Here is a 20,061-nt window from a genome sequence, read left to right on the forward strand (position 1 = left end):
GGCCTGCCAAAGACACGATCCGGAAAAATCATGCGGCGCATCCTGAGAAAAATCGCCGAAAACGACTACGAAAGCCTCGGAGATACCTCAACACTCGCAGACCCCTCCGTCGTCGATAACCTCATCAAAAACAGAATGAACAGGGCAGAGGACTGATGGACGGAACAGACACGAAAGCTGCCGCGCCCGTCCTTATCCTGCTGGGTCCGCCCGGCGCGGGCAAGGGCACCCAGGCACGGATGCTGCAAGAGCGTCACGGGCTTGTGCAGCTGTCTACGGGCGATCTGCTGCGCGCCGCCGTTACGGCCGGAACCGAGGCCGGCAACCGGGCGCGGGCGGTGATGGACGCCGGCGCGCTGGTCAGCGACGAGATCGTCATCGCCATCCTGCGTGACCGCCTGGCAGAGCCCGATTGCGCGAGGGGTGTCATCCTGGACGGGTTCCCGCGCACCCCCGTGCAGGCCGAGGCGCTGGACGCGCTGCTGGCCGACAGCGGTCAGCGCATCAATGCCGCGATCAGCCTCGATGTCGAGGACAGCGCCATGGTGGACCGGATTTCCGGACGCTTCACCTGCGGCGCTTGCGGCGAGGGCTATCACGATACGTTCAAGCCCACCGCCAAGCCGGGGACTTGTGACAAATGCGGTTCGACGGAGATCACGCGGCGTTCCGATGACAACGCGGCCACGGTCGCGCAACGCCTTCAGGCCTATCACGCGCAGACCGCGCCGCTGATCGCCTATTACGAACGCGCCGGTGCGCTGGCGCGCGTCGACGCCATGGGCCCGATCGAGGAGATCGCGGCCGAGCTGAGTGCGACCGTGACCCGCGCCACGGCCTGAGCAAAACCGGGCCGGCCCCCACCCGGGGGCCGGTGGGAGAAAAAAGGAGGGGGAACCCCATGTCCCAAGACAAAGACAACAACGCCTACTGGTCCGCCAATGTGCGCATCATCCTGATCAGCCTCGTCATCTGGGCGCTGGTCTCTTTCGGGTTCGGGATCGTCCTGCGCCCGATGCTGTCCGGCATTTCCGTGGGCGGGGCCGACCTGGGCTTCTGGTTCGCGCAGCAGGGGTCGATCCTGGTCTTCCTGGCCCTGATCTTTTTCTATGCCTGGCGCATGAACAAGCTCGACCGTGAACACGGCGTGGAAGAGGAATAAGACCAATGGACCAGTTTACACTCAACCTGCTGTTCGTGGGCGCGTCTTTCGCGCTCTATATCGGCATCGCCGTCTGGGCTCGGGCAGGCTCGACCAGCGAGTTCTACGCCGCCGGACGCGGCGTTCACCCGGTCACCAACGGGATGGCCACAGCCGCCGACTGGATGTCAGCCGCGTCCTTCATCTCGATGGCAGGCCTGATCGCCTTCACCGGCTATGACAACAGTTCCTTCCTGATGGGCTGGACGGGCGGCTACGTGCTGCTGGCACTGCTTCTGGCGCCCTACCTGCGCAAGTTCGGCAAGTTCACGGTGTCCGAGTTCATCGGCGACCGGTTCTATTCCAGGACCGCGCGCATGGTTGCGGTGGTCTGCCTCCTGGTGGCCTCGATCACCTATGTGATCGGGCAGATGCAAGGCGTGGGCATCGCCTTTGGCCGTTTCCTGGAAATCGACGCCTTCTGGGGGCTGCTCATCGGGGCCTGCGTCGTGTTCGCCTATGCCGTCTTCGGCGGCATGAAGGGCGTGACCTACACCCAGGTGGCACAGTACTGCGTGCTGATCACCGCCTACACGATCCCGGCGATCTTCATCTCGCTGCAACTGACCGGCAACCCGATCCCGGCGCTGGGCCTGTTCGGCGAGCATACCGCCTCGGGTGAGCCGCTTCTCGTCAAGCTCGACCAGATCGTCACCGACCTGGGCTTCCGCGAATACACCGCCGCGCATGGCTCGACCATCAACATGGTGCTGTTCACCCTGTCGCTGATGATCGGCACCGCGGGTCTGCCCCACGTCATCATGCGCTTCTTCACCGTGCCGCGCGTGTCCGACGCGCGCTGGTCGGCGGGCTGGACGCTGGTGTTCATCGCGCTGCTCTACCTGACGGCCCCTGCCGTGGGGGCCATGGCGCGCCTGAACATCTCGGAGTTGATGTGGCCCAATGGCACGGATGGTGAAGCGGTCAGCGTTGAAGCCATTGAAACCGATCCCGAGTATGCCTGGATGGCGACCTGGGAAAAGACCGGCCTGCTGGGCTGGGAAGACAAGAACGGCGACGGTCGCATCCAGTACTACAACGACGGCAATGCCGACCTGCAAGCCAAGGCCGAAGCCAACGGTTGGGAGGGCAACGAGCTGACCAACTTCAACCGTGACATCCTGGTGCTGGCCAACCCCGAGATTGCCTCGCTACCCGGCTGGGTCATCGGCCTGGTCGCCGCAGGCGGTCTGGCGGCGGCGCTGTCCACGGCGGCGGGCCTGCTGCTTGCCATCTCCTCGGCCGTCAGCCACGACCTGCTCAAGGGGCAGTTGACGCCGAACATGTCTGAAAAGAACGAACTTCTGGCGGCACGCCTGTCGATGGCAGCGGCGATCGTCGTGGCCGTCCTGCTGGGGCTCAACCCCCCGGGCTTTGCGGCGCAGACGGTGGCACTGGCCTTCGGACTGGCGGCGGCTTCGATTTTCCCGGCGTTGATGATGGGTATTTTCTTCGGTCGCATCAACAACATCGGGGCGGTCGCGGGGATGCTGGCCGGTCTGATCGTCACGCTGCTCTACATCTTCCTGCACAAGGGCTGGTTCTTCATCCCGGACACCAACATGTTCACGGATGCGGACCCGCTTCTGGGACCGGTCCAGTCCACCTCTTTCGGGGCGGTCGGCGCCATGGTCAACTTCGCGGTGGCCTACGTGGTCAGCAGCATGACCAAGGAACCCCCGCAGGAAATCAAGGACCTCGTCCAGAGCGTCCGCATTCCGCGCGGGGCCGGGGCTGCTACCGACGGGCACTGAGCAGACACGGGGCGTAAAAGCCACCTTCGGCAGCGCCCCGCATTCCAAGACCGTCCTGCCCGCGCCATAGTGGGCAGGACCCTTCCCTAGAAGGCACACCACCATGCCTCTGCCGGCCGACCTGACCCAGTTTCTCGCCTCGGTGCACCCCTACGACAGCCTGCCCGACGCGACCCTGGCCGATCTGGCCAGCCGCGCCTGGGCGCGGGATTTCGCCGTTGGCGATACGGTTTTCGCGGTCGGGCAAAAGGTGCGAGACCTCTATGTGATCGCCGAGGGCGAGGTCGAGATCACCGACGAAACCGGTGTTCAGCTCTCCATTCTCGGCCCGCGCAACTCCTTTGGCGAACGGGCATTGCTGCGTGGCGATTTGGCCAGCCGCACCGCAACGGTGCAGGCCCGGGCGCGGATGATCTGCATTCCTGCCGCGACGTTCTTCGACCTGATCGACACCCACGCCACGGTGGCCCGCTTCTTCGACAGGCGCCGCCCCGAACGGGCCGGGGACAGGAACGTCGCCGCCCTGCCGGTCGAACGGCTCATGACGCGCGATCCGATCACCTGCGCGCCGGACACGCAGATCCGTGATGCCGCCCGGCAGATGCATGAACGCCGTATATCGTCGATCTGCGTGTGCGAAAGCGGGGGCTTCCGCGGCATCGTCACCCTGCGCGACATGAATGGACGGGTCATCGTGGGCGGCGTGGACGCGTCCGGCCCGGTTTCAGGCATCATGACCGAGACCCCCCTGGCCCTGAACCCCACGGCACTGGTTTCGGACGTGCTGCACCTGATGGTCGAACGCGGTATCGGCCATGTGCCCATAGTCGAGGGCGACAAGTTGCGCGGCATCGTCACCCAGACCGACCTGACACGTGCCCAGGCCATGTCCTCGGCTGATATCGTCGGCAGCGTCGCCAAGGCCGACAGTGCCGACGATATGGCCCGCGCCACAGCACAAATACCCAAGCTGCTTCTGCAACTGGTCGAGACCGGCAACCGGCACGAGGTCGTCACCCGCCTGATCACCGACATCGCCGACACGGCCACCCGCCGCCTGCTGGCCCTGGCCGAGGTCAAGCTCGGCCCTGCCCCCGTGCCCTATCTTTGGCTGGCCTGCGGATCGCAGGGACGCCAGGAACAGACCGGCGTGTCCGACCAGGACAATTGCCTCATCCTGTCCGATGGCGTGACCGACGCCGACATGCCCTATTTCGCCGACCTCGCGCAATTCGTCAGCGACGGGCTGGACCGCTGCGGATACTATTATTGCCCCGGCGACATGATGGCGACCAACCCGCGCTGGTGCCAGCCGCTGCGGGTCTGGCGCGACTATTTCCGGGGCTGGATCGCCAGGCCCGACCCGGAGGCGCAGATGCTCGCCTCGGTCATGTTCGACCTGCGTCCCATCGGCGGTGACGAGAGCCTGTTCGCCGGGTTGCAGGCCGACACGCTGAAAGCCGCTGCGAAAAACTCGATCTTCACGGCGCACATGATCTCCAACTCGCTCAAGCATCAGCCGCCGCTCGGCCTGCTGCGTGGGCTGGCGACAATCCGGTCGGGCGAACACCGCAACCAGCTGGACCTGAAGCATAACGGCGTCGTCCCCGTGGTGGACCTGGCCCGTGTCTATACGCTGCAAGGCCAGCTGAAACAGGTGAACACCCGCGCCCGCATCGAGGCCGCGATCGAGGCCGGCGCGGTGTCGAGATCCGGCGGGGCCGACCTGCTGGATGCCTATGACCTGATCGCCGCGATGCGGCTCGACCACCAGGCGGCGCAGGTTCGGGCGGGCGATGCGCCTTCCAACTACCTCGACCCGTCCGACCTGTCCGATTTCGAGCGCAGCCACCTGCGCGACGCCTTCGTTGTGGTCAAGACGATGCAATCCGCCGCGGGGGCCGGCAAAGGTGCTATAGGATAGGCCATGTTTCTGGAATTGATCGCCACAGTCTTCGCCGGGATCGCCTGTGCCGGGATCGTCATGGTTATCAACCTGATGACAGGCCGCCGCCTGCCGCGCTGGCTGTTGCCGGTGGCCGCTGGTGCGGGCATGATCGCGATGACGATCTCGAACGAATACACTTGGTTCGACCGTACCGCGGAGCGCCTGCCAAAGGACGTTGTCGTCGCCACCACGGTCGAGGAACAGGGTTGGCTTCGGCCATGGACCAAGGTTTGGCCCTATACAAAGCGGTTCGTCGCCGTGGACATGGCCAGTGCACGCCGCAATCCCGGCCTGCCCGGCCAGCGCATGGCCGACCTGTATTTCTTCGGTCGTTGGTCCCCGGTCAGCCAGGCGCCGATGCTGTTCGACTGCCACGCGGGGCGATCCGCCCTGTTGATAGACGGCGCGGTCTTTGCTGACGACGGCAGCGTGGCCAATGCGAGTTGGGAAACGATGCCCGAGGGCGACCCGATCCTGCGACGCGTCTGCGAGACCTGACATGCTGACCCGCCTTGGCCTGCGCCTCCGCATCTTCCTGTTCTTCTGCCTCCTGGCCGCGGGCGGGGCGGCGTTGGCGGGCGGGGCCATGTGGGTCGGCTGGTCACGGGCCGAAGCGGCGCTGCCCACTGCACCCTTCGTCACCGCCTTCATTCTCTTTGCGTTCGTGAATACCGGGCTGGCACTGGGAGTGTGGCTTCTGTTCGACGAACATGTTGCCAAGCCCATCAACAAGCTGTCCACCGATCTGCGCCTGCGCGCCCATTCCGGTATCGAGAGCGAGGTCGACACCGCCGCGGCGCGCTATCTGGGCGACCTTGCCCCGGCGGCCCAGGCGCTCAGCCGAACCTACGGTACATCCGTGATGGACGCGGCGGCCAGGGTCGCCCACGAGACCCGGAGCCTACGCGCCCAAAGCGAGCGCCTGACCGCCATGCTGAACGAGATGCCAATTGCCACGATCCTTTTGAACCCCGCACAGGAGATCGTGCTTTATGACGGGCAGGCAGCCGGGATCCTGTCGCAGGTTGCGCCGCCGCGCCTCAAGGCGTCGCTGGCCGACTATTTCGACCCCGTCAGCCTGTCGGCTGCAATGGCAAGGCTGTCCGATGACACACCCGAGGTGGGCTTGGAATTGCAGGACAGTGTCGCGGGCCGTACCTACGACGCCCGGATCAAGGCCCTGGGCTCGGACGGCCACCTGATCCTGATCGAGGAGATGCCGCACGACGACCCGCGCCCCGCGCCTCGCCCGTTGGTCTTCGACTTCGACCTGATGACGACCGCGAAGTCCTCGGAGATTTCGGAAACCCCATTGCGCGACCTGTGCTTCGTGCCCTTCGACACCGAAACCACCGGGCTTTCAGTGGACCGGGACGCCATTGTCCAGATAGGTGCCGTGCGGGTCCTGGGCGGGCGCATCATAGAAGGCGAGGAGATCGACACCAATGTCGATCCCGGCCGGCCGATCCCGGCCGCCTCGACCCGCATCCACAAGGTCGGCGACGATGACGTCAGGGGCGCTCCCGATATCGGCAAGGCGGGCCGCGCCCTGCACGATTTCGCGCGCGACTCGGTTCTCGTTGCCCATAACGCGCCTTTCGATATCGGGCTTTTGCGCAGGTTCGCACCGGATATGGGCGTCGAATGGGGCCACCCGGTGGTGGATACGGTTCTGTTGTCGGCGGTCGTCTTCGGCACCAACGCGGAGCACTCGCTGGACGCGCTGTGCGCACGGCTGGCCGTGACCATTCAACCCGAGCTGCGCCATACAGCCCTGGGCGATGCCCGCGCCACCGCCGAGGCTCTGGTCAAGCTGTTGCCACTGCTGGAGGGCAAGGGGATCAGGACCTTCGGCCAACTGGTGCAGGAAACAGGGCGCCATGGCCGGTTGCTGGAGGACCTGAACGGCTAGGCTACCACAAGCGATCCTTCGCATGGTCCGGATAGGTCAGATCGTAATCCGCCCCATCGAAATCCGGTTCGGCCTCTTGCAGGAAATCCCCCGCCGTTGGTAGCCCACCGGCATCGTCGCGCGACCACAGATCGGCGCGCATAACCGCCTTGGCGCACTGGAAATAGGCTTCGTGCAGGGTGACGATCATCACCGTCTTCGGATGGCGGCCCTTTTGCTCGAACCGGCCCGTAAGCTCGGGATCAGCACTGACACTCGCCCGTCCGTTCACCCGCACCACGTTGTTCGAGCCTGGCACCAGGAACATCAGGCTGACGCGGGGATCACGCACGATGTTGCGCAGGTTGTCGAGACGGTTGTTGCCCGACCAGTCGGGTAGAAAAAGCGTGCGGTCGTCGGCGACCTGCACCACCGGACCATCGTCCCCGCGCGGGGTCGCATCCGTGCCCTCGGGGCCGACCGTGGACAGAATTGCAAAGCGGCTGGCTCCGATCCATTCGCGATAGGCGGGGGTCAACCGTGTGACAACCTTGGTCAGGGATCTTGGCGAGGGCGCGCCGTAGATCGCCTCCAGCTCTTCGAGCGTCTCGATACGGGTCATGCCGCGCCCCCCTTGAACCCGGCCTCGGCCATGAGGGCATTCGACCGCTCCTCGACGCTCTGCTCCAGCCGCGCCATGACGTCGGGCCCAGTCAACCCCGGCGGGATCGGGTCGAGGAATTCCACGACCGCCGTTCCGGGCCGCCGCAAGATCCCCTTGCGCGGCCAGAACAGGCCGACGTTGCAAGCCACCGGCACGCAGGGCTGGTCCAGCTCGGTATAAAGCACCGAGGACCCTACCTTGTAGGGCGCCCTGACCCCCGGCGCGATGCGCGTGCCCTGCGGGTAGATGATCAATTGCCCCGGATCGGCCCGGCCCGCGGCCACATCGGCCACCATGCGCCGCACCGCCTGCGCGCGCTTGCCCCGGTCCACGGGCACGCAGCCGATGCGCAGGGCATACCAGCCCAGGATCGGCGCCCTTGTCAGTTCGGTCTTCATGATGAACTTGCCGCGCGGGACGCTGGAATAGATCAGGATGATGTCGAGAAAGCTCTGGTGCTTGGCTGCGATCAGGCATTCTCCGGTCGGGGGTGTGCCGCGCACCTCTGTGCGGATGCCGACCATCCAGGGCGCGGCCCATTTCACGAAGCGGCACCAGCCATGACAGGCGGCGATGGCGCCGTCGCGGCTGCGCAACGCTGCCGGAAGGTAGATCAGGCCATAGGGGATCATCGCGGCGTAGGTCACCACAACGAAGACAAGCGAGCGCAGCCACTGGATAATCTGCATCACGATTGTTCCTTCAAGCTGCGCAGGGCCGCCTGCCGGGTTGCGAAGAACGAAACCAGCGCGGCGATACCAGGAATTGCAACCGGCAAGAGCCAGTGCCAGCCCTGAAACCCCAGCCCAGTCAGGAAGCCGCCCGCCACATCGGACGAGGGCAGCGCCGACACCGCCAGCGCCCCCAGAAGGGTGCCGAACGTCGCGCCGCTCAGCGCCCGCAGTGTGAAGCGGCGTACGAAGGCCCGCGCGATGTAGATATCCCGTGCGCCCACCAGCCGCAGCACCCGGATCACCTGGGCATTGGCCGCGAGCGCCGCATTCGCCGCCAGCGTGATCATCGCCGCCACGGTCAGCGCGATCAACCCCATGGAAACCCAGGCCAGCAGCCGCAGTCGCCCTGCCGCCTGTACAAGCGGGTCGCGCCAGCGCCCGTGATCGTCCAGCAGCGCGCCCGGCACCTCGGCCTGGAGCCGCGCGCGCAGGCCCGCCGGGTCATAGCCCGCGCCGTCTTCGATGATCTCGATCAACTGCGGGATCGGAAGGGTCTCGACCGGCAGGTCGGGGCCGAACCAGGGTTCCAGCAGGGCGCGCTGTTCCTCGGCCGTCAGGGGCCGCGCCTCGGCCACGCCTGGGGTCGTTCGCAAAACCTCTAGTGCCGCCTCGGTCTGGGCGCGCATCTGGTCCGCGGGTGCCGAGATGCGCAGGGTCGAGGTGCGCGCCAGTTCCTCGGACCAGCGATCGGCCAACCGCCCCGTGGCCAACGACATGGCCAGCGCGAAGACCGCCAGCAAGGCCATGGCCGCCGCCGACAGCACCGTCAGCCGCGCGGTGAACCCCGTGGGCGGCACCACCCGGTCCGCCTGCGGGTCCCCCGCCAGGAGGCTCAGCATCCGGCGCAGCCTCTCCATCACAGGTGCGCCCCCGCCGCCTGGATGCGCCGGTCCTTGAGCCGCAGCACCCGCGACTCGACTTCGGACTTGGCCGCCCGGATCAGTGCCAGGTCATGGGTGGCGATGAGCACGGTCTTGCCCAGGCGGTTCAACTCGATCAGCAGGGTCAAAAGGCGCTGGGACATGTCCCAGTCGATGTTGCCGGTGGGTTCATCGGCCAGGATCACGTCGGGCGACATGATGACAGCCCTGGCCAGAGCCGCGCGCTGGCGTTCCCCGCCCGACAGTTCGGGCGGTCGTTGCCCAGCCTGCCCGCGCAACCCGACCCAGCCCAGCAGCGCGTTCAGGTCATCGGGGGCGTCTTCACGCCCCGACACGGTGAGCGGCAGGGCGATGTTCTCGGCCACCGGCAGGTGATCGAGGAACTGGCAATCCTGGTGCACCACGCCGACGCGGCGGCGCAGATGGGCGATCTGGTCGCGGCCAAGGGCGCGCGTGTCCTGGTCGAAAAGGCGGACCTGGCCGGCGGTGGCCTTCAACTCGCCGTAGCACAGCTTGAGCAGGGTGGTCTTGCCTGCCCCGGAGGGCCCGGTCAGGAAATGGAACGACCCCGGCTGCAACGACAGGGTGACGGAAGAAAACAACTCTCCGCCGCCGTAGCTGTATGCGACATTGTCCAGCTCGATCACGCCCGTATCTCCCTGCTGGGGGTGTTCTGGCGGAAAAGCCTTCTGTATGCAATTGGCCACGGGGGAAATCCGCCTTGGACACCTGCGGCGCAAATACTTTGCGCTGCCAGCGGCCTGCAGCTAGGATTCCGCGGAAAGAGCAGAAACAACCCCCCGATGCGGGGGAAAGGATCCGACCAATGCGGCTGGCATGTCCCAACTGCGGCGCAGAATACGAGGTTGCCGACGATGTCATCCCGGACAGCGGCCGGGACGTGCAATGCTCGAACTGCGGGCATACCTGGTTCGAACAGCCTGGCGCAGTGGCCGCGGTAACCGCGCCGGAAGCGGACCCCGAGCCAGAAGTGGAACCGGCTTCGGGGGCCGCACTCGAACCAGAGCCGGAGGCAGAGGCAGAGCCGCAATCTGCCGCTGACACCGGTCCCGAACCCGAGCCCGAATCGCCAAGCGGGCGCGAGCGCCGCACCATAGATCCCGAAGTCGCCGAGATCCTGCGCGAGGAACGCGAGCGCGAGGAAGCCGCCCGCCGGGCCGAGGCGAACCGCTTGGAAAGCCAGCCCGACCTGGGCCTCGATGACGGGGCCACAGCCGAGGACCAGCGCGGCGCCGAGGCCCGCCGCCGCATGGCACGCCTTCGGGGGCAGGACAGCCCAGCACCACAGGGTCCGGCGGCCACCGCCGCGGCTGCCGCTGCCACGGTCGCCACCCGCCCCGAGCAGGATCACAGCCGCCGCGACATGCTGCCCGACATTGACGAGATCAACTCCACCCTGCGTTCGGAAAACGAGGCCCTGGCAGCGCCGTCCGAGGTCCGAGACACCCCGGGCAAGGACGGCGGTTTCCGACGCGGGTTCCTGCTTGTGGTGGCGCTGGCCGTGCTGGCCGCCCTGGTCTATGCCTTCGCCCCGCAGATCGGCGAACGGGTGCCGCAACTGGCCGACCCGCTGACGTCCTATGTCGCGCAGGTCAACGAATGGCGCCTCTGGCTGGACCTCAACCTGCAAGACCTCATGGCCGCGATGGAAAACACCGGGAACAGCCCCGAGACACCGCCGGAGACAGCCCCGGAGGTCTCGCCCGATCCGCCTGCCGAGCCCGAAACGCCGAATCCCGCCACCGAGTAGGAACAAAGCGCCAGGCAGCCCGAAACGATGGACGCGCTATGAATGCCGCGCCCCTGAGCGAACGCCTGGAGAGCTTGATCCAAGAGGCCTACGACGCAAGGCGTCGACGCTATCGCGGGTCCGCGCTCGGTTGGCGCCTGCTCTATGGCCCGCGCCGCGCCCTGTCGGGCGCACAGGTCGCATTTGTCGGGCTCAATCCGGGCGGACAGTCGGTCGATCCGGCACACGGCACGCTCTCGACCGAGGCCGGGTCAGCTTATTGCAAGGCGGTTGAAGACTGGGGACCGAGCAGCACCTTGCAAGACCAGGTCATTGCGCTTTTCCGGAGGTTGGACGTGGCACCGGAGGACGTTATTGCGGGCAATCTCGTGCCCTTCCGATCTGCGAGTGAGGATACGCTGACCGGGGCATCCGAGGCGATTGCCTTTGGCCGGACCCTGTGGAAAGAAATCCTTGCCGAAGTCCGCCCGAGGCTCGTGGTATCAATTGGCCGAACGGCAAACCGTGAAGTCTCGGGGCTGCTGCTGGTTCGCGACGCGCAGACATACCCGACAGGCTGGGGAGCGCATACTGCCAGCAGGGGCCGTTTTCCCGGCGGAACATGGATCGGCTTGCCTCACCTTTCCCGCTTCGGGATCATGACAAGGCGCAAGAGCGAGGCGGCGATGGACGCCTTGTTCAAGGATATCGACTGATACCGTTTTACCGGCCGGGGAAGTCGCACCCGGCCCCGGCTACCTCTCCAGCCGAGTCCGCATGTCCTCGGCGTCGGCGCGGGCGGCGCGCAGCCCGTCCATGGCGGCGCGCAGTTCAGCCTCGGTCTGGGCCAACTGGTTGGTCATCTCGGCCTCGCGCTGTTGCAGGTAGGTGATCGCCTGATCGCGTGTCTCCTCGGCCTCGTGCAGGGCCTGGGCCATCTTGTCCAGCTCGCCCACCTCGGACTTGCTGACTCGCGTGAACCGGTTGATCAGCCAGTTCGCGAACCAGCCCAGCGCGAAGGCCACGAACAGCACGATCGCCGTGGCGATGATGAACTCGGTTCTATTCATTCGTTTCTCCCGTCGCGGCATCCTCACCGCCTTCGCCGTCGTCCGCCGCCCCGGCCGCAACCTCGTCAAGCGTGGTCTCGGCACCGGCCGCCTCTGCGGCGCCCTCGGTCTCGATCAGCGAAAACTCGATCCGGCGGTTGGCCTCGCGGCCCGCCTTGGTGTCGTTGTCGGCAATCGGATCTTGCTCGCCGTAGCCCACGGCGCGGAAGCTCGAGGTCGGCACGCGGCGCATCCGAAGCGCCGCAAGAACCGCCTCGGCACGCTGCTGCGACAGGCGCTGGTTCATGACCTCGCGGCCCTGGCTGTCCGTGTAGCCCGCGATCTCGATGCGCAGGTCCGCACAGCGGCGCAGGATTTCGGCGATGTCGTCCACCACCGAGATCGCGGGGCCGGAAATCGTGGCCGAACCCGGCTCGAAGGTGATCTTGCGATCTGCGGTCACGGTCTGGATCTGCCCGAGGCACTCTTCGTCCGTGGGCAGGGCCGCGATCGGGTCCAGTTCCTCGACATAGGTAACCTCGATCTCGAAATCCTGGTCCTCGCCCAGCTTGTCGATCAACATGCGCGACACCTTGGCGCCGGCATCCTCGTCGCCGGACTTGCCGCGCACGGCGACCCGCCCGGGCTCGACCACGACCGACCCGTTTGACAAGGTCGACAGCGCATCGAGACCGGCAAGGACGCGGACGCTCCAGTTGTCTGGCAGACCTTCGACCACGCGGGTGCCCATGGCAATGTCGTTCGACCCGAAGCGCGCCCGGGCGTAGTTCTCTGCGGTGGTGTTCAGCAGGGCATCCGAGACCCGCCCGCGCAGTTGCACCAGCCCCTCGGGGCTGAGCGTGGCGATGAACTGCGGCGGGCCTTCGGGCGCGTCCTCGGGCGCCTGGGGCAACACCGCCTCCAGCGCGAAGAGATCCGGCAGGGCATTCTCCAGGGCCCCGGCAACGCTATCGAACCGGCCCTCGGCGGTGCCCTGCGGCGCGATCAGGGTGATGTCGGCATCCGATAGCGTGACGGTCCCGCCGCCAAGGTCGGCCACCGCCGCTATGGATAGCGCGACCGCGTGCGCCCACGTTCCCGACGGCGCGCCGAGCGCGAGGGTGCAGCCAACGCGCCCCTCGGCCCCGGCGGCGCGGGCGGCGGCGACGATTCGTTCTTCGGCCTCGGGCGTGTCGGCCAGGCAACTTTCAAAACGCGCACCGGTATCATCCTTGACAAAACGGGTCGTGAAGGGCGTGATGACCGGCCGCGGTGCCATGATCTGCAAGGCGACCTCGACCCCATCGGGCCGATTGCGCGCCAGGTCGCGCTCGAGCCTGGCCTTCTCGGTGTCGGAATCGGCAATGGCCTCGACCGTGACGCGTCCGGCCCGGACCGAGACCTTGGACCTCGGCAGGGCTGCAAGCGCGCGAATGCCATAGTCGACAGCAGGCTCCCAACCGGCTGGGCGCGGGTAATCCGCGGCCTCGAGCAGGTCGGCCACTTGGCCGGGGTCCTCGACCAGCTTCTCCAAGCGGGCATTGAGCCGCGCGCGGTCGGTCGCGTCCGGGATCAACCCGATGATCGAGATGCCACTGTCGTTGCGCAGGATTTCCATCGAGAATTCAGGCGGCGCGATCCCGGTGGGGTCCTCGACGGACATGTTGTCGATGACGCGACTGGCGTCGACCATCTGGCCGGCGGTCGAAATCGCACGGAACCGCTCTGCCTCGCTGCCCGCCTCGCCTTCGAGGACGATCTGCAACCCGTCCCCGATCACCGAGGCAAAGCCGAGGCCGCGCTCTTCCAGCGCGGTTTCCACGGCCGCGACCGATGTGCGCTCGACCGTCTGAACGGTCGCCCGCGCCGCCACCACGCAGAGCACCGCCGCAAACGCGAAGACGGCGACACGAATGAATAGCTCCGACAGACGCATGGGGCCTCGACTAGGGCAGGGTCGCCATTGCATAGGCCCTCGCCCGGCGGGGTTCAATCACAGCATCAGGGCAACGGCGAAAAATGGCAGGGGGATCAGGCCGGCATCCCGGTTCGAGCGGAACAGGCGCAAGAGGCCGGGGGAGTCCTCGGGGTCAAAGTGCCGCAACTGCCACAACAGGTGCCAGCCCATCGCCCAGGGCCCGCCCAGCGCCACCACCAGCGACAGGACCGAGCGGTCGATCGTGGCCAGGATCACGGCCAGCGCCATCAGGCTGACCGTGGCCACCAGGAACCAGCGCAGCCAGCGCGGCGTGGCGGCCCCGAACAGACGCGCCGTCGATTTGACCCCGATCAGCGCATCGTCCTCGGCGTCCTGGTGGGCATAGACGGTGTCGTAGAACAGCGTCCAGCCGATCCCTGCAAGGTATAGCACCACGGCCGGCCAGCCGAGGCTGCCCGCATGCGCCGTGTAGACCAGAAGCGCCCCCCAGTTGAACGCAAGCCCCAGGAATATCTGCGGCCACCATGTAAAGCGCTTGGCAAAGGGATAGATGCAGACCGGCACCAGCGAAAGCCCCCCCAGAAGAATGGCATTCAGGTTGAAGGTCAGCAAGATCAGCAGGGCAACGAAACTCTGCAACGCCATCCAGACCAGCGCCGCCCGCACCCCCACCTGTCCCGAGGGGATGGGCCGCAAACGGGTACGCGCGACGCTGCCGTCGATGTCACGGTCGGTGATGTCGTTCCAGGTGCAGCCCGCCCCGCGCATCAGGAAGGCCCCCAGCGCGCAGCCCAGCGCGATCCACAGGTCGAACCACCCCGCGCGCCCGGTCTGCAACATCCCCAGCAAAAGTCCCCACCAGCATGGCAGCAAAAGCAGCCAGGTTCCGATGGGCCGATCCGCCCGGCTCAGCCGAAGGTAGGGTCGCAACTGCACCGGCGCGCGGCGGTCCACCCAGTTGCCCCGGCAAGCATCGGCGACGCTTTCATCCGGCTCTGGCGTCTCGGGCGTCTCGGTCATAATGTCCCCGCATGTCCAAGGTCCGGCTCTATGTAGATCACCCGCTGGGGGCGGGGCAAACCATTCCCCTGGAACGCGACCAGGCGCATTACCTCTTTGGCGTGATGCGCCTGGGGGCGGGCGCCGTCCTGTCGCTGTTCAACGGGCGCGACGGCGAATGGGACGCCGAAGTGACCGAGGCCGCCAAGCGGCGCGGCACGCTGACCTGCCTGTCGCAGACCCGCCCTCTGCAACAGCCGCCCGACCTCTGGCTGCTGTTCGCCCCCATCAAGAAGGCGCGCACGGACTTCATCGTCGAGAAGGCCACCGAGATGGGCGCGCGGCGCATCTGCCCGGTGCTGACCGAGTTCACCAATTCCGAACGGGTCCGGCTGGACCGCCTGCAGGCCCACGCGGTTGAGGCGGCCGAGCAATGCGGCGGCACCTACGTGCCGGAGGTCGCCCCTCCGGTGAAGCTGGGCCGCCTGCTCGAAGGTTGGGACACGGCCCGCGCGCTCATGTTCTGCGACGAGGCGCGGATCGGCGCGGCAGATCCCCTGCCCGAGGTTCTGCGCGCGCCGGCGGCCATCCTGATCGGCCCCGAAGGCGGCTTTTCCCCCGGCGAACGCAACCGCCTGCACGCGATGGACCGCGCGTCCGGGGTCTCGCTCGGCCCCCGCATCCTGCGGGCCGACACGGCGGCGGTTGCCGCGCTGACCCTCTGGCAAAGCGCCCTGGGGGATTGGTAATGCGCCCCGAGATCAAGACCCTGCTGCTGCGTTGGCGCGAGGCGCTGATCGGGCTGGGCGTGACGGCGCTGGGTCTCTATTGGGGGCTGGCCTCCTTCGGTATCCTGCAATGGCTTGGCTGGGCGCTGGGTGTGGCAGGGCTGGCGCTGGTGGTCACCGGTGTCCAGCGCGGCCGGTTCCGGCGTGCAGGCGACGGGCCGGGCATCGTGACGATCCGCGAGCGCCGCGTCGCCTACATGGGCCCCGAAGCGGGCGGGCTGATGGACATGGACGCTCTCGCCAGGCTGGAACTGCACCCAGACGGCCCGGACTGGGTGCTGGTGGGCGAGGACGGCAGCCGCCTGGCGATCCCCGCCGACGCGCGCGGGGCCGACGGGCTTTTCGATGTCTTCGCGGCGCTTCCCGGGGTCGGGCTCGATCACCTGTTGCAGGCGCTGGACCGCCCCGGCCGCGAGGCACGCACGCTCTGGACGCGCGAAGCGCCCGGGGCCCGCAGGTTGCATTGACACGAACCGAAACGCACAGTCCCCGTGCATTGACTTGCCCGGTGGGGCGATGCACCTAACGAACCTGACACACGCAAGAACGAGAGGGGCGCGCGCCCATGTCCATCCCCCAGACCGGCGGCGGCCCCGTCGAAAGCCGCGACCAGCTTGCCGCTTATCTCGAAGCGGGCTGCAAACCGAAGGCAGACTGGCGCATCGGCACCGAGCACGAGAAGTTCGGCTATTGCACCGACACCCTGCGTCCCCTGCCCTACGACGGAGAACGCTCGATCAAGGCCATGCTGGAAGGGCTGCGATTTCGCTATGACTGGGCGCCGGTCTTCGAGGGTGAGAACATCGTCGGGCTGGAAAAGGGCGGGGCCAATGTGTCTCTCGAACCGGGCGGGCAACTGGAACTGTCCGGCGCGCCGCTGGAAACCATCCATCAGACCTGCGACGAGGTGAATACCCATCTGCGCGAGGTCAAGGACATCGCCGACGAGATCGGCGCGGGCTTCATCGGCCTTGGCGCGGCTCCGATCTGGACGGGAGACGACATGCCGATGATGCCCAAGGGGCGCTACCGGCTGATGACCGACTACATGGGCCGGGTCGGCACCCACGGCACACAAATGATGTACCGGACCTGCACCGTGCAGGTGAACCTGGACTTCGGGTCCGAGGCGGACATGGTCAAGAAACTGCGCGTAGCCTTGGCCCTGCAGCCGGTCGCCACGGCACTGTTCGCCAATTCACCGTTTTTCGAGGGCAAGGTGAACGGCCACAAGAGCTGGCGCAGTCGCATCTGGCGCGACCTGGACGCAGACCGCACCGGCATGCTGCCCTGGGTCTTCGAACAGGGCATGGGCTTCGAGCGCTGGGTCGACTACGCGCTCGATGTGCCGATGTATTTCGTCTACCGTGACGGCAAATATATCGACGCCCTGGGCCAGTCCTTCCGCGATTTCCTGGACGGCCGGCTGCCAGCCCTGCCGGGCGAGGTGCCGACGCTGTCGGACTGGGCCGATCACCTGACCACGATCTTCCCCGAGGCCCGGATCAAGAAATTCATCGAGATGCGCGGCGCAGACGGCGGCCCCTGGCGGCGCTTGTGCGCGCTGCCCGCGTTCTGGGTGGGGCTGATGTATGACCAGTCCGCACTGGATAACGCCTGGGATCTGGTCAAGGACTGGGATGCGGAAACGCGCGAGGCCTGGCGGGTGGAGGCCTCGGTGCAAGGCCTACAGGCCCGGGTCGGCGGGCGCACAATGCAGGACCTGGCCAAGGAGGTCGTCGACATCGCCCGTGGCGGGCTCAAGGCCCGCGCCCGGCCCGGTCTGGGCGGCATGGTGGTGGACGAACGCCACTTCCTGCACGCGCTCGAGGACACGATCGAAACGGGCCAGACCCCGGCCGACGAACTGCTGGCCGCCTACAACGGCGCCTGGAACGGCGACCTGTCCCGGATCTACGAAGATTTCAGCTACTGAGGGTGCCGAACCCGGTCCAGCACGGAACCGGGCAGATCGCATCACTCGAAGGTCCGGGCCGGGTTGACGGGGCCGAGCGGGTTTGGGCCCCAGTCGTTGGGCTGATCCTCACCAGGCTGGATGAACCAGTAGATCAGCACGATGACGCCGACGATCGGGATGAAGCCCAGCAGCAGCCACCACCCGCTTTTGCCAAGATCGTGCAGGCGGCGCACGCCAACCGCGATTCCCGGGACAAGAAGGCCGAGCATGACGATCAGTGACAGGAAGGCGAAGGCCGCAGCCATGCTGGTCAGCAGGTTCAGGAATATCTGAACCAGAATGTTGAACAGGACAAACCACCAGTATTCCGACCGGCTGGAGCGTCCCCGGAAATCCGCGTAACGCTCTAGCAGCGCGGTACGGACGGCTGTCGTGAAATCCATGAATGAAACTCCTTTTTTAACAGCGTCATGATGACGCACCCAGACTTCGCCATCCTGGGGCGACAGGTCAATGATGAAAAGCCGCGTCACGACCACTTGCCCGCCCCGACGCCGTCCATCGGGCAATGTTCGGCGGCACGGGCGGCAAGCACGGCCTACAGAACCAGGCACAGAAGGAGAGGTCTCAGGATTTGTCCCCGATCCGCTTTTCGGTGCCTTTCAGGATGCGGCCGATGTTATCGGCGTGGCGCAGAAGGATCACCGCCGCCAGCACGACGCAGAGCATGGCAAGATCCACCCGGCCCAGCAGTACCGCCCAGAGCGGGGCCAGCACCGCCGCCACCAGCGCGGACAGTGACGAAATGCGAAAGACCGCCGCCATGACCGCCCAGGTCGCGCAGGCCGCCAGCCCCAGCGGCCAGAACAGCGCCAGCAGCGTGCCCAGGAAGGTCGCCACCCCCTTGCCGCCGCGGAAGCCCAGCCAGACCGGGAAACAATGGCCCAGGAAGGCGGCCAGCCCGGCCAGCTGCACCGCGTCACCCGCCACGAAGGCGCGGGCCAGCAGAACCGCGATAGCGCCCTTGCCCGCGTCCAGCGCCAGTGTCAGGGCCGCCGCGGGCCTGTTGCCCGTGCGCAGGACATTCGTGGCGCCGATATTGCCCGATCCTATCCTGCGCAGGTCGCCCAGCCCAAACAGCCGCGCCATGACAAGACCCGCCGAGACCGAGCCCACAAGGTAGCCGATCAGCGCCCAGAGGCCGAGAACGGGAAGCGAGGTCACGATCTCGGGCATGGTGCTCCCCGTTCAGCCGTAAACACGCTGTCCCCCCGACCAGGTGCCCAGTACCTTGCCCTGCAGGATGGCACCGTCAAAGGGCGTGTTCCGGGACTTCGATTCCAGCGTGGCCCGGTCGAGCCGGTAGCTGGCATCGGGGTCGAACAGTACCAGGTCTGCGGGCGCACCCCTGACCAGTCTGCCGCTGTCGAGGCCAAGCCGCGCCGAGGGGTTCAGTGAAAGCGCCCGGAACAGCTGCGGCAGGCCAAGTGCGCCGGCGTGAACCAGCCGTAGCGCCGCCGGAAGCAGGGTCTCAAGGGCCACCGCGCCGCTTGCGGCTTCCTCGAAGGGCAGGCGTTTGGATTCTTCGTCCTGCGGGGTGTGCATCGACGAGATGACGTCGATCAGACCTGCCCCCAGGGCCTCGACAACCGCCTGCCGGTCGTCCTCGGCGCGCAGGGGCGGCTTGAGCTTGAAGAAGCTGCGATAGTCAGCCACGTCCATCTCGTTCAGGGTCAGGTGATGCACGCCGACCCCTGCGGTGATGTTCAGCCCGTTGCGCCGGGCGCGTTCCAGCGCGGGCAAGGCGCGGGCGGTGGTGATCTGGTCGGCGTGGTAGGCGGCGCCGGTCATCTCCAGAAGCGCGATGTCGCGGTCAAGCGCCATGCGCTCGGCCATTGGCGACACCCCCGGCAGCCCCCGCAGCGAGGCGAACTTGCCGCTGGTCACGGCCGCCCCCGCCGACAGCCCCGGGTCCTGCACGTGACCGATCACCAGCGCGTCCAATGAGCGCGCATAGGTCAGCGCCCGGGCAAAGACCCGCGTGTCGGTCACGACCCGATCAGCATCCGAAAAGGCCACGGCGCCCGCGTCCAGCAGGAAACCGATCTCGGTCATCTCGCGGCCCTCGCGGCCCTTGGTCAGCGCGGCCATGGGCAGCACGGTCACCGGCGTGTCCGCGCTCGCGCGGCGTTCGACGAATTCCAGCGTTTCGGGCGTGTCGATGGCGGGCACCGTGTCAGGGCGTGTCACGATGGTGGTCACGCCCCCGGCGACGGCCGCCCGGCCCGCGCTGGCGAAACTTTCCTTGTGGCGCTCACCCGGCTCGCTGACCTTCACGCCGATGTCCACGATCCCGGGCGCAAGGCACTTGCCGTCCGCGTCCAGGCGGGCGGCCTCGATGCCGGCGGTGTCACCGGTGATTACATCCCGAATGCACGCGCCCTCGATCAGGACCGCACCCCGACTCTCGGTGCCGGCTTCGGGATCGATCAGCCGGGCGTTCTCGATCAGGGTCTTCATGTCGTTCCCCGTGCCGCCGGGCATG

General features: G+C 66.9%; 21 protein-coding genes. 11 read left to right on the plus strand and 10 right to left on the minus strand.

What is annotated here, in order from left to right:
- The first annotated feature begins 155 nt into the window (after window positions 1–155).
- From VJ897_RS10200 to VJ897_RS10225, 6 genes are all read left to right on the plus strand, one after another.
- Window positions 156–842, plus strand: a complete 687-nt coding sequence (locus tag VJ897_RS10200) for an adenylate kinase (RefSeq protein ID WP_324055507.1) — start codon at window positions 156–158, stop codon at window positions 840–842.
- A gap of 59 nt (window positions 843–901) precedes the next feature.
- Entirely contained in the window at window positions 902–1,162 is a 261-nt protein-coding gene (locus VJ897_RS10205; RefSeq protein WP_324055508.1) for a DUF4212 domain-containing protein, read from the plus strand.
- Between the two features lie 5 nt (window positions 1,163–1,167).
- Window positions 1,168–2,955: a sodium:solute symporter family protein gene (locus VJ897_RS10210; protein ID WP_324055509.1), complete on the plus strand. Its 1,788-nt coding sequence runs from the start codon at window positions 1,168–1,170 to the stop codon at window positions 2,953–2,955.
- A 103-nt stretch (window positions 2,956–3,058) separates the two neighbouring features.
- Window positions 3,059–4,879, plus strand: a complete 1,821-nt coding sequence (locus VJ897_RS10215; protein WP_324055510.1) for a DUF294 nucleotidyltransferase-like domain-containing protein — start codon at window positions 3,059–3,061, stop codon at window positions 4,877–4,879.
- A gap of 3 nt (window positions 4,880–4,882) precedes the next feature.
- Window positions 4,883–5,401: a hypothetical protein gene (locus VJ897_RS10220; RefSeq protein ID WP_324055511.1), complete on the plus strand. Its 519-nt coding sequence runs from the start codon at window positions 4,883–4,885 to the stop codon at window positions 5,399–5,401.
- A gap of 1 nt (window position 5,402) precedes the next feature.
- On the plus strand, window positions 5,403–6,815 hold the full coding sequence (locus VJ897_RS10225) for an exonuclease domain-containing protein (RefSeq protein WP_324055512.1): 1,413 nt from the start codon (window positions 5,403–5,405) through the stop codon (window positions 6,813–6,815).
- A gap of 1 nt (window position 6,816) precedes the next feature.
- Here the strand turns inward: VJ897_RS10225 and VJ897_RS10230 are convergent, their stop codons facing one another.
- From VJ897_RS10230 to VJ897_RS10245, 4 genes are read right to left on the minus strand one after another with little or no spacing between them, the layout of a single operon-like run.
- Entirely contained in the window at window positions 6,817–7,416 is a 600-nt protein-coding gene (locus VJ897_RS10230) for a pyridoxamine 5'-phosphate oxidase family protein (RefSeq protein ID WP_324055513.1), read from the minus strand.
- Entirely contained in the window at window positions 7,413–8,147 is a 735-nt protein-coding gene (locus VJ897_RS10235) for a lysophospholipid acyltransferase family protein (protein ID WP_414706734.1), read from the minus strand. The genes VJ897_RS10230 and VJ897_RS10235 overlap by 4 nt, the downstream gene beginning before the upstream one ends.
- On the minus strand, window positions 8,147–9,049 hold the full coding sequence (locus tag VJ897_RS10240) for a cell division protein FtsX (RefSeq protein WP_324055515.1): 903 nt from the start codon (window positions 9,047–9,049) through the stop codon (window positions 8,147–8,149). Before VJ897_RS10240 ends, VJ897_RS10235 begins: the two co-directional genes overlap by 1 nt.
- Window positions 9,049–9,720 (minus strand): cell division ATP-binding protein FtsE, encoded by a 672-nt coding sequence (locus tag VJ897_RS10245; RefSeq protein WP_324055516.1) that lies wholly within the window; start codon window positions 9,718–9,720, stop codon window positions 9,049–9,051. The genes VJ897_RS10240 and VJ897_RS10245 overlap by 1 nt, the downstream gene beginning before the upstream one ends.
- Window positions 9,721–9,899: 179 nt before the next feature.
- Between VJ897_RS10245 and VJ897_RS10250 the strand changes: the two genes are divergently transcribed.
- Both VJ897_RS10250 and VJ897_RS10255 read left to right on the plus strand, forming a co-directional pair.
- Window positions 9,900–10,844, plus strand: coding sequence for a zinc-ribbon domain-containing protein (locus tag VJ897_RS10250; RefSeq protein ID WP_324055517.1), 945 nt, complete (start codon window positions 9,900–9,902; stop codon window positions 10,842–10,844).
- A 38-nt stretch (window positions 10,845–10,882) separates the two neighbouring features.
- Window positions 10,883–11,539: a uracil-DNA glycosylase family protein gene (locus VJ897_RS10255; RefSeq protein ID WP_324055518.1), complete on the plus strand. Its 657-nt coding sequence runs from the start codon at window positions 10,883–10,885 to the stop codon at window positions 11,537–11,539.
- Between the two features lie 39 nt (window positions 11,540–11,578).
- Here the strand turns inward: VJ897_RS10255 and VJ897_RS10260 are convergent, their stop codons facing one another.
- The 3 genes from VJ897_RS10260 to ubiA are packed head-to-tail and all read right to left on the minus strand — an operon-like array spanning window position 11,579 to window position 14,831.
- Complete coding sequence (locus tag VJ897_RS10260; protein WP_324055519.1) at window positions 11,579–11,893, minus strand: hypothetical protein; 315 nt, start codon at window positions 11,891–11,893, stop codon at window positions 11,579–11,581.
- Window positions 11,886–13,808: an OmpA family protein gene (locus VJ897_RS10265; protein ID WP_324055520.1), complete on the minus strand. Its 1,923-nt coding sequence runs from the start codon at window positions 13,806–13,808 to the stop codon at window positions 11,886–11,888. The genes VJ897_RS10260 and VJ897_RS10265 overlap by 8 nt, the downstream gene beginning before the upstream one ends.
- A gap of 57 nt (window positions 13,809–13,865) precedes the next feature.
- Window positions 13,866–14,831 (minus strand): 4-hydroxybenzoate octaprenyltransferase, encoded by a 966-nt coding sequence (gene ubiA, locus VJ897_RS10270; protein ID WP_324055521.1) that lies wholly within the window; start codon window positions 14,829–14,831, stop codon window positions 13,866–13,868.
- A gap of 11 nt (window positions 14,832–14,842) precedes the next feature.
- Between ubiA and VJ897_RS10275 the strand changes: the two genes are divergently transcribed.
- From VJ897_RS10275 to VJ897_RS10285, 3 genes are all read left to right on the plus strand, one after another.
- Window positions 14,843–15,559: a 16S rRNA (uracil(1498)-N(3))-methyltransferase gene (locus VJ897_RS10275; protein WP_324055522.1), complete on the plus strand. Its 717-nt coding sequence runs from the start codon at window positions 14,843–14,845 to the stop codon at window positions 15,557–15,559.
- Complete coding sequence (locus VJ897_RS10280) at window positions 15,559–16,065, plus strand: hypothetical protein (protein WP_324055523.1); 507 nt, start codon at window positions 15,559–15,561, stop codon at window positions 16,063–16,065. Before VJ897_RS10275 ends, VJ897_RS10280 begins: the two co-directional genes overlap by 1 nt.
- Before the next feature lie 98 nt (window positions 16,066–16,163).
- Window positions 16,164–17,534, plus strand: coding sequence for a glutamate--cysteine ligase (locus VJ897_RS10285; protein WP_324055524.1), 1,371 nt, complete (start codon window positions 16,164–16,166; stop codon window positions 17,532–17,534).
- Between the two features lie 41 nt (window positions 17,535–17,575).
- Here VJ897_RS10285 and VJ897_RS10290 read toward each other — a convergent pair whose 3' ends face one another.
- From VJ897_RS10290 to VJ897_RS10300, 3 genes are all read right to left on the minus strand, one after another.
- Window positions 17,576–17,959 carry a DUF805 domain-containing protein gene (locus VJ897_RS10290; RefSeq protein WP_324055525.1) on the minus strand — a complete coding sequence of 128 codons (384 nt, stop codon included), beginning with the start codon at window positions 17,957–17,959 and terminating at the stop codon, window positions 17,576–17,578.
- Window positions 17,960–18,143: 184 nt separating this feature from the next.
- Window positions 18,144–18,752 carry a glycerol-3-phosphate 1-O-acyltransferase PlsY gene (gene plsY, locus VJ897_RS10295; RefSeq protein WP_324055526.1) on the minus strand — a complete coding sequence of 203 codons (609 nt, stop codon included), beginning with the start codon at window positions 18,750–18,752 and terminating at the stop codon, window positions 18,144–18,146.
- A gap of 12 nt (window positions 18,753–18,764) precedes the next feature.
- Window positions 18,765–20,036, minus strand: a complete 1,272-nt coding sequence (locus tag VJ897_RS10300; protein WP_324055527.1) for a dihydroorotase — start codon at window positions 20,034–20,036, stop codon at window positions 18,765–18,767.
- Window positions 20,037–20,061 lie beyond the last annotated feature (25 nt).

Source organism: Salibaculum sp., assembly GCF_035270045.1.
GTDB lineage: Bacteria > Pseudomonadota > Alphaproteobacteria > Rhodobacterales > Rhodobacteraceae > Salibaculum.

Coding starts and splice junctions, on each gene's coding strand:
- VJ897_RS10200 (WP_324055507.1), top strand. CDS start 156: ATGGACGGAACAGACACGAAAGCTGCCGCGCCCGTCCTTATCCTGCTG.
- VJ897_RS10205 (WP_324055508.1), top strand. CDS start 902: ATGTCCCAAGACAAAGACAACAACGCCTACTGGTCCGCCAATGTGCGC.
- VJ897_RS10210 (WP_324055509.1), top strand. CDS start 1,168: ATGGACCAGTTTACACTCAACCTGCTGTTCGTGGGCGCGTCTTTCGCG.
- VJ897_RS10215 (WP_324055510.1), top strand. CDS start 3,059: ATGCCTCTGCCGGCCGACCTGACCCAGTTTCTCGCCTCGGTGCACCCC.
- VJ897_RS10220 (WP_324055511.1), top strand. CDS start 4,883: ATGTTTCTGGAATTGATCGCCACAGTCTTCGCCGGGATCGCCTGTGCC.
- VJ897_RS10225 (WP_324055512.1), top strand. CDS start 5,403: ATGCTGACCCGCCTTGGCCTGCGCCTCCGCATCTTCCTGTTCTTCTGC.
- VJ897_RS10230 (WP_324055513.1), bottom strand. CDS start 7,416: ATGACCCGTATCGAGACGCTCGAAGAGCTGGAGGCGATCTACGGCGCG.
- VJ897_RS10235 (WP_414706734.1), bottom strand. CDS start 8,147: ATGCAGATTATCCAGTGGCTGCGCTCGCTTGTCTTCGTTGTGGTGACC.
- VJ897_RS10240 (WP_324055515.1), bottom strand. CDS start 9,049: ATGGAGAGGCTGCGCCGGATGCTGAGCCTCCTGGCGGGGGACCCGCAG.
- VJ897_RS10250 (WP_324055517.1), top strand. CDS start 9,900: ATGCGGCTGGCATGTCCCAACTGCGGCGCAGAATACGAGGTTGCCGAC.
- VJ897_RS10255 (WP_324055518.1), top strand. CDS start 10,883: ATGAATGCCGCGCCCCTGAGCGAACGCCTGGAGAGCTTGATCCAAGAG.
- VJ897_RS10260 (WP_324055519.1), bottom strand. CDS start 11,893: ATGAATAGAACCGAGTTCATCATCGCCACGGCGATCGTGCTGTTCGTG.
- VJ897_RS10265 (WP_324055520.1), bottom strand. CDS start 13,808: ATGCGTCTGTCGGAGCTATTCATTCGTGTCGCCGTCTTCGCGTTTGCG.
- ubiA (WP_324055521.1), bottom strand. CDS start 14,831: ATGACCGAGACGCCCGAGACGCCAGAGCCGGATGAAAGCGTCGCCGAT.
- VJ897_RS10275 (WP_324055522.1), top strand. CDS start 14,843: ATGTCCAAGGTCCGGCTCTATGTAGATCACCCGCTGGGGGCGGGGCAA.
- VJ897_RS10280 (WP_324055523.1), top strand. CDS start 15,559: ATGCGCCCCGAGATCAAGACCCTGCTGCTGCGTTGGCGCGAGGCGCTG.
- VJ897_RS10285 (WP_324055524.1), top strand. CDS start 16,164: ATGTCCATCCCCCAGACCGGCGGCGGCCCCGTCGAAAGCCGCGACCAG.
- VJ897_RS10290 (WP_324055525.1), bottom strand. CDS start 17,959: ATGGATTTCACGACAGCCGTCCGTACCGCGCTGCTAGAGCGTTACGCG.
- plsY (WP_324055526.1), bottom strand. CDS start 18,752: ATGCCCGAGATCGTGACCTCGCTTCCCGTTCTCGGCCTCTGGGCGCTG.
- VJ897_RS10300 (WP_324055527.1), bottom strand. CDS start 20,036: ATGAAGACCCTGATCGAGAACGCCCGGCTGATCGATCCCGAAGCCGGC.